Source organism: Geobacillus sp. E263, from assembly GCF_007197795.1.
In the GTDB taxonomy this organism is placed as follows: Bacteria; Bacillota; Bacilli; order Bacillales; family Anoxybacillaceae; genus Parageobacillus_B; species Parageobacillus_B toebii.
This window is the reverse complement of record NZ_CP041632.1, coordinates 3,217,927-3,229,027: the sequence shown is the minus strand read 5'-3', so window position 1 is coordinate 3,229,027 and position 11,101 is coordinate 3,217,927. Positions and strand designations below refer to the sequence as shown.

General features: G+C 40.2%; 13 protein-coding genes, 2 tRNA genes and 1 rRNA gene. 13 read left to right on the top strand and 3 right to left on the bottom strand.

All coding sequences use genetic code 11. The features are described from left to right. Positions 1–148: 148 nt before the first annotated feature. The 8 genes from rrf (at position 149) to FNL97_RS16410 (ending at position 5,184) form a co-directional block, all read left to right on the top strand. A 5S ribosomal RNA gene (rrf, locus tag FNL97_RS16445) occupies positions 149–265 on the top strand. Positions 266–455: 190 nt separating this feature from the next. Beyond that, positions 456–532 (top strand) — tRNA-Met (locus tag FNL97_RS16440). Positions 533–537: 5 nt separating this feature from the next. Next, positions 538–610: transfer RNA gene (locus FNL97_RS16435), tRNA-Asp, on the top strand. 323 nt (positions 611–933) lie between these two features. Beyond that, complete coding sequence (gene tsaE / locus FNL97_RS16430; RefSeq protein ID WP_012748968.1) at positions 934–1,392, top strand: tRNA (adenosine(37)-N6)-threonylcarbamoyltransferase complex ATPase subunit type 1 TsaE; 459 nt, start codon at positions 934–936, stop codon at positions 1,390–1,392. Continuing rightward, complete coding sequence (gene tsaB / locus FNL97_RS16425; protein WP_081189578.1) at positions 1,389–2,129, top strand: tRNA (adenosine(37)-N6)-threonylcarbamoyltransferase complex dimerization subunit type 1 TsaB; 741 nt, start codon at positions 1,389–1,391, stop codon at positions 2,127–2,129. The genes tsaE and tsaB overlap by 4 nt, the downstream gene beginning before the upstream one ends. After that, positions 2,089–2,541 carry a ribosomal protein S18-alanine N-acetyltransferase gene (gene rimI, locus FNL97_RS16420; RefSeq protein ID WP_143416198.1) on the top strand — a complete coding sequence of 151 codons (453 nt, stop codon included), beginning with the start codon at positions 2,089–2,091 and terminating at the stop codon, positions 2,539–2,541. The genes tsaB and rimI overlap by 41 nt, the downstream gene beginning before the upstream one ends. Beyond that, positions 2,538–3,551 carry a tRNA (adenosine(37)-N6)-threonylcarbamoyltransferase complex transferase subunit TsaD gene (gene tsaD, locus FNL97_RS16415; protein ID WP_097354104.1) on the top strand — a complete coding sequence of 338 codons (1,014 nt, stop codon included), beginning with the start codon at positions 2,538–2,540 and terminating at the stop codon, positions 3,549–3,551. The genes rimI and tsaD overlap by 4 nt, the downstream gene beginning before the upstream one ends. A gap of 385 nt (positions 3,552–3,936) precedes the next feature. Then, positions 3,937–5,184 (top strand): RNA-guided endonuclease InsQ/TnpB family protein, encoded by a 1,248-nt coding sequence (locus tag FNL97_RS16410; protein WP_143416197.1) that lies wholly within the window; start codon positions 3,937–3,939, stop codon positions 5,182–5,184. A 245-nt stretch (positions 5,185–5,429) separates the two neighbouring features. On the opposite strand, the gene FNL97_RS16405 is transcribed toward FNL97_RS16410, so the two are convergent. Further along, positions 5,430–7,364 carry an ABC-F family ATP-binding cassette domain-containing protein gene (locus FNL97_RS16405; protein ID WP_012748973.1) on the bottom strand — a complete coding sequence of 645 codons (1,935 nt, stop codon included), beginning with the start codon at positions 7,362–7,364 and terminating at the stop codon, positions 5,430–5,432. Between the two features lie 124 nt (positions 7,365–7,488). On the opposite strand from FNL97_RS16405, the gene moaC reads away from it, so the two are divergent. Genes moaC through tatC form a run of 4 tightly spaced genes read left to right on the top strand, consistent with a single transcriptional unit; the run spans position 7,489 to position 9,575 of the window. Further along, the gene (moaC, locus tag FNL97_RS16400; RefSeq protein WP_012748974.1) at positions 7,489–8,010 is read left to right on the top strand and encodes a cyclic pyranopterin monophosphate synthase MoaC; all 522 of its coding nucleotides are present in this window, start codon (positions 7,489–7,491) and stop codon (positions 8,008–8,010) included. Beyond that, positions 8,000–8,656, top strand: coding sequence for a redox-sensing transcriptional repressor Rex (locus tag FNL97_RS16395; RefSeq protein ID WP_062677489.1), 657 nt, complete (start codon positions 8,000–8,002; stop codon positions 8,654–8,656). Before moaC ends, FNL97_RS16395 begins: the two co-directional genes overlap by 11 nt. Then, on the top strand, positions 8,653–8,808 hold the full coding sequence (locus tag FNL97_RS16390; RefSeq protein ID WP_012748976.1) for a twin-arginine translocase TatA/TatE family subunit: 156 nt from the start codon (positions 8,653–8,655) through the stop codon (positions 8,806–8,808). The genes FNL97_RS16395 and FNL97_RS16390 overlap by 4 nt, the downstream gene beginning before the upstream one ends. A gap of 20 nt (positions 8,809–8,828) precedes the next feature. Beyond that, complete coding sequence (gene tatC / locus FNL97_RS16385; protein WP_012748977.1) at positions 8,829–9,575, top strand: twin-arginine translocase subunit TatC; 747 nt, start codon at positions 8,829–8,831, stop codon at positions 9,573–9,575. 14 nt (positions 9,576–9,589) lie between these two features. On the opposite strand, the gene FNL97_RS16380 is transcribed toward tatC, so the two are convergent. Then, positions 9,590–9,730, bottom strand: a complete 141-nt coding sequence (locus FNL97_RS16380) for a YdiK family protein (protein WP_375781777.1) — start codon at positions 9,728–9,730, stop codon at positions 9,590–9,592. A 46-nt stretch (positions 9,731–9,776) separates the two neighbouring features. Next, positions 9,777–10,511, bottom strand: a complete 735-nt coding sequence (locus tag FNL97_RS16375) for a CPBP family intramembrane glutamic endopeptidase (RefSeq protein ID WP_143416196.1) — start codon at positions 10,509–10,511, stop codon at positions 9,777–9,779. A gap of 282 nt (positions 10,512–10,793) precedes the next feature. Here FNL97_RS16375 and groES point away from each other — a divergent pair, with 282 nt between their 5' ends. Next, complete coding sequence (groES, locus tag FNL97_RS16370; protein WP_043903404.1) at positions 10,794–11,078, top strand: co-chaperone GroES; 285 nt, start codon at positions 10,794–10,796, stop codon at positions 11,076–11,078. Positions 11,079–11,101 lie beyond the last annotated feature (23 nt).

The window sequence follows — 11,101 nt, the reverse complement described above, 5'->3', positions numbered from 1 at the left end:
TCCGGAGCTAGACAAAGCGAAAAGCGTAGGCCGCCTATGCAAAACGGCTTCTTCCAAACGGACGGTTATCTAGTTTTGAGGGAACGAAATCCCTCTTGACAAACGTGATGATTGGAATATAATAATAAATGTCCAATTGAGATAATTGCCTAGTGACAATAGCGGAGAGGAAACACCCGTTCCCATCCCGAACACGGAAGTTAAGCTCTCCAGCGCCGATGGTAGTTGGGGCCAGCGCCCCTGCGAGAGTAGGTCGTCGCTAGGCTATTTATATGATTAATTTATTTCTTTCTATCGTCGCGGGGTGGAGCAACGAGCTTAAGCTCCATCGAATAAGCTACGAGTTGCCTCGACGCATTTGACATCTTTGAATTAGCTAGTAGAGGAAGAGGCAACGAATTGAATTAAAGTTTTCCAAATCATTTGTTCCTAATTCAATCATTCCTTTCTATCACCGCGGGGTGGAGCAGTCCGGTAGCTCGTCGGGCTCATAACCCGAAGGTCGCAGGTTCAAATCCTGCCCCCGCAACCAATATTGGTCCCGTAGTGTAGTGGTTAACATGCCTGCCTGTCACGCAGGAGATCGCGGGTTCGAGTCCCGTCGGGACCGCTTAAGGTTGAATGCATTTTAATAAAATTCTTGCGTAGGAAACGAAACAGCCTTGTTTCGTTTTTTTATTTCTCCTTAGGAAGTGGCTTCCTAGGGTTTTTTTATTTTTTTTTAGATGTGCAACTAGCTTACTGCAGGTTGGACTCATCCTTTAAGAAGATTGACGAAGGAAGCCGATAACTTTAGTCATTGTGTAGAGGCATAGATGCTTCTTTTCAACAATAATATTAAATATTAGCAGGGAAAGTGGTAACAAGTGATAAGAATATGATAAAATTTCAGAAGCGAAGGTTATCATTATAAAAATGTAAAGGTGAAACGTGATGAAACGTTATGAACTGATTATGCACTCTCCTGAGGAAACGATGCATCTTGCTTCAAGATTTGGAGAACAGTTAAAAGCAAAAGATGTCATTACGTTAGAAGGGGATTTAGGCGCGGGAAAAACGACGTTTACAAAAGGATTAGCCAAAGGATTGGGAGTAAGGAAAACGGTTAGCAGTCCTACTTTTACGATTGTGAAGGAATATAAAGGGCGTCTCCCCCTTTATCATATGGATGTGTATCGTTTAGAAGATACAATGGAGGATCTCGGTTTTGACGAATATTTTCATGGTGATGGTGTCACTGTCATCGAATGGGCACATCTTATCGAACCACAGCTACCACCGGAAAGATTGAACATTTATCTGTTTCACCATGGGAATGATGAGCGAAAATTAGTGATTGAACCAATCGGAGAACGATATGAACAGTTATGTAAGGGGATTTTAGAGTCATGAAAATATTAGCGATTGATACATCAAATGTGGTAATGGGAGTCGCATTAGTGGAAGACGATATCGTAAAAGGAGAAATAGTGACAAATATAAAGAAAGACCATTCCACGCGCGTAATGCCGGCAATCCAGTCTTTATTGAAAGATTGCGGTGTATCTCCCAGTGAACTAGAGTTAATTGTTGTTGCGAGAGGACCCGGGTCTTATACGGGAGTGCGCATCGGAGTAACGATTGCAAAAACATTAGCATGGGCATTAAAGATCCCGATTGTAGGAGTATCTAGCCTTGAAGTGTTAGCAGCGAACGGAAGGTATTTTTCGGGTGTTATCGCTCCGTTTTTTGATGCGAGAAGAGGTCAAATTTATACAGGATTATATCGCTATAACGGCGTACAACTAGAGTGTATAGAAAGTGACCGAATCGTTTTGGCCGATGAATGGGCGCACAAACTGCAGGAAAGACAGGAGAAAGTGTTATTTATCGGAGCCGATATCGCCTTATATAAAGAAACGTTTCAGCAACAACTTGGCGATTTTGCGGAATTTGCGCCGTCTTCGTTACAATTGCCTCGCCCAGGTGAGTTAGCGCTGCTTGGAAAAAATAAAGAAAAAGAGAATACTCATACTTTTGTGCCTAATTACGTTCGCCTTGCCGAGGCAGAAGCAAAATGGCTTGCCAAGCAAAAAGGGGAAAACAAATATGGGGATGAAAATTCGATTTCGCTTAATGACCTTAAATGATATTGATGCAGTATTGCAAGTGGAGCATGCTTCTTTTACGTCTCCTTGGAGCAGAGAAGCATTTTATAATGAGCTTGTTTATAATCGTTATGCCAAATATATCGTAATGGAACATAACGGCCACATCATTGGCTATGCGGGAATGTGGGTCGTCATTGATGAAGCGCATATTACAAATGTAGCTGTATTGCCTGAATATCGCGGCAAAAAATTAGGGGAAGCGCTAATGCGCAAATTAATGGAAACAGCAAAGCAACTTGGGGCTGTCACCATGACATTAGAAGTTCGTGTTTCTAATCATGTAGCCCAATCTTTATATCGAAAATTAGGATTTCTTAATGGCGGTATCCGCAGACATTATTATCCAGATAATTTAGAAGATGCTCTTGTAATGTGGGTGAAATTATCATGAATCATGACATATATGTTCTTGGAATTGAAACGAGCTGCGATGAAACCGCGGCGGCAGTTGTGAAAAATGGAACGGAAATTTTGTCTAATATTGTGGCTTCCCAAATGGAAAGCCATAAACGATTTGGCGGAGTCGTACCAGAAATCGCCTCGCGCCACCATGTCGAGCAGATTACGCTCGTTATTGAAGAAGCGATGCGTAAGGCGGATGTTTCGTTTCAACAGTTGAGTGCTATTGCAGTGACGCAAGGTCCAGGATTAGTCGGCGCTCTTTTGATTGGTGTGAACGCGGCGAAAGCGTTAGCGTTTGCCCATGGTCTTCCGCTTGTAGGCGTTCATCATATCGCCGGGCATATTTACGCGAATCGGCTTGTTACGGAAATGAAATTTCCGTTGTTATCTCTTGTGGTTTCAGGAGGACATACGGAGCTTGTGTACATGGAGGGGCATGGCAAGTTTCAAGTCATCGGCGAAACGAGAGACGATGCGGCGGGAGAAGCGTATGACAAGGTGGCGAGGGCATTAAACCTTCCTTATCCGGGCGGACCGCATATTGACCGTCTTGCACAGGAAGGAAAGGCGACCATTGATTTGCCTCGTGCATGGCTGGAAGAAGGGTCATATGATTTTAGCTTCAGCGGGTTGAAATCGGCGGTATTAAACACGCTTCATAACGCGAATCAGCGTGGAGAAATCATCGACCCGAAAGATATGGCAGCCAGCTTTCAAGCGAGCGTAATCGATGTGCTTGTGACCAAAACCGTCAACGCAGCAAAAGAATATAATGTCCGTCAAGTGCTGCTTGCGGGCGGAGTCGCCGCAAACAGAGGATTACGAGCGGAGTTGGAGCGAAAAATGGCTGAATTAGACCATATCGAATTGGTTATTCCGCCTTTATCGCTTTGTACCGACAATGCGGCGATGATTGCGGCGGCAGGAACTGTTTTGTTTGAACAAGGCAAACGCGCAGATATGGCGTTAAACGCGGATCCAAGTTTAGAGCTAGATTAAGCGGTGGGAAGGGCTTCTTTCAGATATATTTTGAAAGAAGTCCTTGTATAATTTGATTATTCTCGTTGATGGAAGTGAAAGGAAGGACGAGATGGAAAGCAGTTTTGGACAGATTTATTGGAACAGGTCTTCTTGTAATTGTTTGGAATAGTAGAAACAAATTTTTTTATCAAAAAATAATCATTGTGAATATATTTATCCACAAATTGTGGATATTGTAGAAAAAGAGAAAGAACCTTATTTTATCTTAATTAGGCGAGAAGACTCCCACTTCAACGAAGCGAAGCGGAGTAAGTGGGAGATGAATCGCCTTAATTATATTTTGCTGAAAATAGGATAGATTCAGTAAAATATAGTATCATATAGTTAGATGGGAGGTGAAAAAATGTATTTTTGTATCAAACAACAGCTAAATGGTTTGACCAAAGAAGAATACTTGACTCTTCGAGAACTGTGCCATATTGCCAAGAACATGTACAACGTCGGATTGTACAATGTCAGACAATACTATTTTGAACACAAGGAATTTCTTAATTATGAGAAAAACTATCATCTTGCCAAAACGAACGAAAACTATAAGCTGTTAAACAGCAACATGGCACAGCAAATTTTAAAAAAGGTTAATGAGGCTTTTAAATCTTTCTTTGGCTTAGTAAAACTAGCCAAACAAGGCAAATATGACTACAAGGCTATCAGTATCCCAAAATATCTTAAAAAAGATGGCTTTCATTCACTAATCATTGGTCAAATTCGTATAGACGGCAACAAATTCACGATACCGTATTCGAATCTGTATAAAAAGACTCATAAGCCTATCACGATAACGATTCCGCCTGTGTTACTGGACAAAAAGATTAAGCAGATTGAAATCATTCCTAAACATCATGCCAGGTTCTTTGAGATTCAGTACAAATATGAAATGCCTGAAGATCAAAGAGAATTAAATGACCAAAAAGCACTGGCGATTGATTTAGGAGTGAATAATCTTGCCACTTGTGTCACATCAGACGGCAGATCGTTCATCATTGATGGGCGGAGATTAAAAAGTATTAATCAATGGTTTAACAAAGAAAATGCCAGACTTCAAAGCATTAAAGATAAGCAAAAAATCAAAGGTACAACCCGTAAACAGGCTTTGCTTGCTATGAATCGCAATAATAAAGTGAATGATTATATCAACAAGACTTGCCGTTACATCATAAACTACTGTATTGAAAATCAAATTGGCAAACTTGTCATTGGCTATGCTGAAACATTGCAGCGCAATATGAATCTAGGAAAAAAGACAAATCAAAACTTTGTCAATATTCCTCTCGGTAATATAAAAGAAAAACTAGAGTATCTTTGTAAATTTTACGGCATTAAATTCTTCAAACAGGAAGAGTCATATACGTCTAAAGCCAGCTTTTTTGACGGGGATGAGATTCCTGAATATAATGCCGACAATCCAAAAGAATATAAGTTCAGTGGCAAACGTATTAAGCGAGGTTTGTATCGAACAAAGTCCGGCAAACTAATCAATGCTGATGTAAATGGTGCATTAAACATCTTAAAGAAAAGTAAAGCTGTAGACCTGAGTGTCTTATGCTCTAGCGGCGAAGTGGACACGCCTCAAAGAATAAGGATTGCTTGAAGCAGTCAAACTTCTTTGGAAGCCCCCACTTCAAATTTTCGCTAGAAAATTAAGTGGGGGTAGTTCACTAGGGATGAAATAACCACAAATTTTTTCATATAAAAACGGCTTTTTTTGTGGATAATGTGGAAAAATCCGTGAATAACTTAAATTGTGGGAAAAAAATTGGGGATAAGTTTGTGGGTATGTGACTAACTAAAAAACATCCACGGGTATGCACAACCGTGGATGTTTTTTCGCAATTATTATTGTAATGTATGAAGTGTTTCCCATTCTTCTAGTAATTTTTCTAATTTTCCCTTCATTTCGTCACTCTCTTTTGTTAATTTTTGTACTTTCTCATGGTCTTGATAAATTTCTGGATCGCATAATTGTTCGTCGATGTATGCGATTTGCTGTTCTAATTCGCTAATTTCTGTTTCAATTTCTTCAATGCGCCGCTTGCGCTGTCGTTCTAGTTTTTTCGCCTCTTTTTCCTGTTCGTAGCTCAGTTTCGATGATGCCTCTTCATGAGAACGGCCTGTTTGTTTCTCGGAAGCGAGACGTTCTAGCTCCAGCATTTCCGCCTTTTTTGCGACATAGTAGTCATAATCGCCTAAATACTCGGTAATTCCGTCACTAGAAAGCTCATATACTTTCGTGGCAATTCGATTAATAAAATAGCGGTCGTGAGAAACGAATAAAATAGTTCCGGGATATTCGATTAAGGCATTTTCGAGCACTTCTTTACTGTCTAAATCAAGATGGTTTGTCGGTTCGTCTAAAATAAGGAAATTGGCTTTTTGCATCATCAGTTTGGCAAGCGCCAGTCTCGCTTTTTCACCGCCGCTTAAGGCCGATACAGGTTTTAATACATCGTCTCCAGAGAATAAGAAGCTTCCGAGCACGGTGCGGATTTCTTTTTCCGTTTTGTCAGGGTATTCATCCCAAAGTTCATCGAGCACGCGCTTATTCGAGGACAAATCAGCCTGGTTTTGGTCGTAATAGCCGATTTGCACGTTCGAACCGTAACGGAAATGTCCTGATTGCAGCGGAAGTTTGTTTACAATCGCTTTTAACAACGTTGACTTTCCGATTCCGTTCGGTCCGACCAAGGCGATGCTTTCCCCGCGCGTGATGCGGAAACGAATGTTGCGAATGAGCGGCTTGTTCTCATCATATCCGACTGCGACATCTTCAGCGATTAATACGTCATTTCCGCTTTGCCGTTCGATGTCAAAAGAAAAGGAAGCAACTTTTTCGTCTCCTGCTGGTTTTTCCATTCTCTCCATTTTTTCTAACTGTTTTCTCCGGCTTTGCGCACGTCTTGTTGTGGAGGCACGGGCAATATTGCGTTGAATAAAGTCTTGGAGTTTTGCGATTTCTTCTTGTTGTTTTTCATACAGTTTTCGTTCTCGTTCATATTCGGCTGCTTTTTGTTCTAAGTAACGGCTGTAATTTCCTGTGTATCGTTTCAATGTTGTCCGTGACAGCTCATATACTTGGGTGACAACTTTATCGAGAAAGTAGCGGTCGTGGGATACGATAAGAATAGCGCCAGGATATGTTTGCAAGTATTGTTCGAGCCATGTTAATGTTTCAAGGTCTAAATGGTTTGTCGGTTCGTCCAAAATAAGCAAATCAGGCTTCATTAAAAGCAGTTTTCCAAGCGCCAGACGAGTTCGTTGTCCGCCGCTTAACGATTGAACGGGAGTCGTCATATAGTCATATTTCGCAAATTGTAAGCCGTGTAAAATCGAACGAATATCCGCTTCGTATTGATAACCGCCTTGTTCTTTATAGCGTTCTTGCAATGCATCATAATCTTTCAATAATTTTTCATAGCGGGAAGAATCGGCGATTAGATCAGGGTCTCCCATTTGCAGCTCCATCTGGCGCAATTGTTTTTCTATTGTTTTTAGAGGAGCAAATACTGTCATCATTTCTTCCCAAATGGATAAAGAGGAGTGTAGACCGCTATCTTGAGCAAGATATCCGATCGATACTTCTTTTGGTTTGATGATTTCTCCACTATCGTAAGACATCTCACCAGCAATAATTTTTAACAGTGTCGATTTTCCTGCTCCGTTTCTTCCGACGAGCGCAATCCTATCTTTGGATTGTATTTCTAATTTTATATTCGATAAAATAAGGTCAGCACCGAAATATTTTGTTAGTTGATTGACTTGTAAAATAATCATTGTTGTTCACCTCTCGTTTAACAATAATAGTGTAGCGTAATTTGTTTTCTTATCGCAATAAAACAAAACGATAAAAGACAGATGTCTAAAAATAGTGTATAGTTTATAAATGGGGGAGATATGTGTGTCATCATTTACGCATTTTAATGAACAAGGCCGTGCAAAAATGGTCGATATTACGGAAAAAGAGGATACCATTCGAGTAGCGGTAGCACAAACGAGCGTGACCGTAAATAAAGAAATTTACGAGAAAATGACAAATCGCATGATTGAAAAAGGGGATGTGCTTGCTGTTGCGCAAGTAGCCGGCATTATGGCCGCAAAAAAAACGTCTGATTTAATTCCAATGTGCCACCCTCTTATGTTAAAAGGTGTCGACATCCAATTTGCATGGCATGTCGAGGAAGAAAAAGCGCTTTACCAATTGCTGATCACCGTAACGGTAAAAACAAAAGGAAGTACAGGTGTGGAGATGGAAGCGCTGACGGCTGCTTCTGTTTGTGCACTGACCGTGTATGATATGTGTAAGGCGCTAGACAAAGGGATGGTGATTGGCCCAACCTATTTAGTGGAAAAATCAGGTGGGAAATCAGGCCATTATCAACGAGAAAACAGTAGTGTTGGGGGATTTGCGAATGAACAATGAACAACCAAAAATTCCGCAAGCAACTGCAAAACGTTTGCCACTATATTACCGCTTTTTGAAAAATTTACATGCTTCAGGAAAACAACGAGTTTCTTCTGCGGAATTAAGTGAGGCAGTAAAAGTTGATCCCGCGACCATTCGTCGTGATTTTTCCTATTTCGGTGCGCTTGGCAAAAAAGGATACGGATATAATGTCAATTATTTATTATCTTTTTTTCGCAAGACGCTTGATCAAGATGAAATTACCGAAGTGGCGTTATTTGGAGTCGGGAACTTAGGGACAGCGTTTTTAAATTATAATTTTACAAAAAATAATAATACAAAAATTGTGATGGCATTTGATGTCGATCAAAAGAAAGTAGGAAAAGAAGTTGGCGGTGTGCCAGTATATCATTTGGATGAATTGGAAAATCGCCTTCACGAAGGAATTCCTGTTGCGATTTTGACCGTACCGGCTCCTGCCGCTCAATGGATTACGGACCGTCTCGTTCAAAAAGGGATTAAAGGAATTTTAAACTTTACACCTGCTCGATTGAACGTACCGAAACATATTCGTGTCCATCATATTGATTTGGCGGTTGAATTACAATCATTAGTTTATTTCTTAAAAAATTATCCGGCCGATAAAGGAGAGAATAAAAAGTGAAATATTTGTTAATTGTGCTTGTTATTTTATTATTGTTTGGGACGAAAAAACTTCCGGAGCTGGGCAAATCGCTCGGTCAATCGCTGCGGGAATTTAAGGATGCCACTAAAGGATTAACAGACGAGGATGAAAAAAAACCAGACCAATTATGATTTGTTAGGATGATTGAAGTATGGACGATAAAGAAATGTCGGTGTATGAACACCTGGGAGAATTACGAAAGCGACTTATTATTGTTCTTGTGTTTTTTGTCATTGCCCTTATTGCTAGTTTCTTTTTCGTGGAGCCCGTCATTTTATATTTGCAGCGAACGGACGAAGCGAAAGAATTAACGATGAACGCCTTTCGTTTAACAGATCCAATAAAAATTTATTTTCAATTTGCGTTTGTTCTTGCGTTTGTTCTTACCGCGCCAGTTCTGCTTTATCAAATTTGGGCGTTTGTCAGTCCTGGGCTGTATGAAAAGGAACGAAGAGTCACGTTAAGCTACATTCCGATTTCGATCTTTCTCTTTTTAGCTGGCATTAGTTTTGCGTATTTCATCTTATTTCCTTTCGTCGTTCGTTTTATGCAAAATTTAGCGTCCCGTCTCGGCATTCATCAGGTGATAGGGATTAATGAATACTTTGAATTTTTGCTTCATCTGATCTTGCCATTTGGAATTGTATTTCAGCTGCCGGTAGTTGTAATGTTTTTAACAAGGCTTGGCTTGATTACACCGATGCTATTAATAAAGGTGCGCAAATATGCTTATTTAGCATTATTGATTTTAGCGGCGGTCATTACGCCGCCAGATGTGCTGTCACAAGTCATTGTCATGATTCCGCTTTCGATTTTATACGAAGTGAGCATTTGGATTTCGAAAATAGCTTATCGCAAAGCGCTATTGGCGCAGACGGAACAAGAAAACCTCCCGTGAATGCGGCGGGAGGTTCATTTTTTAAAGTAAAGTACTAACAGACGTATCGCAGTTCCAAAATCAAGCGTAGCTATTATCGCAAGAACGATCGTGAAAAAATTCCAAATGGTTTCATCCGCACTTTGAATCGACAAGTAAGTGAATAAGATGCCCATAAGGAAATAGAAAAAAGCGAATTGTAATGGTGACCTTTTCATCGTACTAAAAGCCTCCAATAATGAGTTGTATCTGTTCTGTTTGCCGCATCATTTTTTCTATCTCATCCGCAAATATCGTTTGTATTAATACGACGAACGTATTCATAGTGACGTGGGCAAAAATCGGAACGAAAATACGCTTTGTTTTCGCGTAAAGAAACGCGAAGGTAAATCCCATTGTCGCATACAGCAGCAGGTGTTCGAACTCCATATGGACAACCGCAAATAAAAGAGAACTAACTAGTGCGGAAATGAAGAAATTATATTTTTGATATAGTGTTCCGAAAATAATTTTGCGAAAAATAATTTCTTCTAAAATCGGTCCGATGATAGAAGTAACGACCATCAATAATGGGGTGACTCGAATCATCTCGACAATTCGTTTTGTATTTTCTGAACCGGGCTCGATGCCGAGCAAGCGCCATTCAATATTGGCGGCAATGCTTTGGGCAAACAAGGCTAAAAAGACGCCGCCAATGGCCCACATCCATGCTGCAGATAACGGAACGCTATAACGGGTGTGCCGCTGTTTTATATCTTCACGCAAGAAAAAGAGAATGATGAAGAAGGCAATAGAAAAGCTGATAACCGCCCAATAGCCAGAGGCGATCTCTGTTGCCACAAAGTCATTTTTTGCGTGTTTTCCAACACCGAGAAAATGCAACAATGGGACCCCTGCAATACCTGATAGCTGCATGATGACATACGTAATAATGACATACCAGTAGCGTCGTTTCAATGAAACTTACCCCTTTGCCGATAAAATAATATAGTGATACTTCCCGTATTGTAGCATATCTTCTATAAAAAATGACAAAAAAAGAATGGATTGTTGTTGTTTAGATTTGTGGAAATGTGAAATAATTAAAAAGGGCAGGAAACGAGAAAAAACATATTATTTTTTGGTGTTTCCCACTTGCAAAAAAAAGAGAAGTTCATTAATATTATAAGTGTGTTAGCACTCAGTTAAGACGAGTGCTAATAAGAACGGAGAAAATTATTATCAAGGAGGTTGTTTTCCGTGTTAAAGCCATTAGGTGATCGCGTTGTCATTGAAGTGATTGAAACAGAAGAAAAAACTGCAAGCGGCATCGTATTGCCAGACACTGCGAAAGAAAAACCACAAGAAGGCAGAGTAGTTGCTGTTGGTAAAGGTCGCGTGCTTGACAGCGGTGAACGTGTAGCTCCAGAAGTAGAAGTTGGCGATCGTATTATCTTCTCGAAATATGCTGGTACAGAAGTAAAATATGATGGCAAAGAATACTTAATTTTACGTGAAAGCGATATTTTAGCTGTTATTGGTTAATATAGCGTTGATAACATAGATAT

Coding starts and splice junctions, on each gene's coding strand:
- tsaE (WP_012748968.1), top strand. CDS start 934: ATGAAACGTTATGAACTGATTATGCACTCTCCTGAGGAAACGATGCAT.
- tsaB (WP_081189578.1), top strand. CDS start 1,389: ATGAAAATATTAGCGATTGATACATCAAATGTGGTAATGGGAGTCGCA.
- rimI (WP_143416198.1), top strand. CDS start 2,089: ATGGGGATGAAAATTCGATTTCGCTTAATGACCTTAAATGATATTGAT.
- tsaD (WP_097354104.1), top strand. CDS start 2,538: ATGAATCATGACATATATGTTCTTGGAATTGAAACGAGCTGCGATGAA.
- FNL97_RS16410 (WP_143416197.1), top strand. CDS start 3,937: ATGTATTTTTGTATCAAACAACAGCTAAATGGTTTGACCAAAGAAGAA.
- FNL97_RS16405 (WP_012748973.1), bottom strand. CDS start 7,364: ATGATTATTTTACAAGTCAATCAACTAACAAAATATTTCGGTGCTGAC.
- FNL97_RS16395 (WP_062677489.1), top strand. CDS start 8,000: ATGAACAATGAACAACCAAAAATTCCGCAAGCAACTGCAAAACGTTTG.
- tatC (WP_012748977.1), top strand. CDS start 8,829: ATGGACGATAAAGAAATGTCGGTGTATGAACACCTGGGAGAATTACGA.
- FNL97_RS16380 (WP_375781777.1), bottom strand. CDS start 9,730: ATGGGCATCTTATTCACTTACTTGTCGATTCAAAGTGCGGATGAAACC.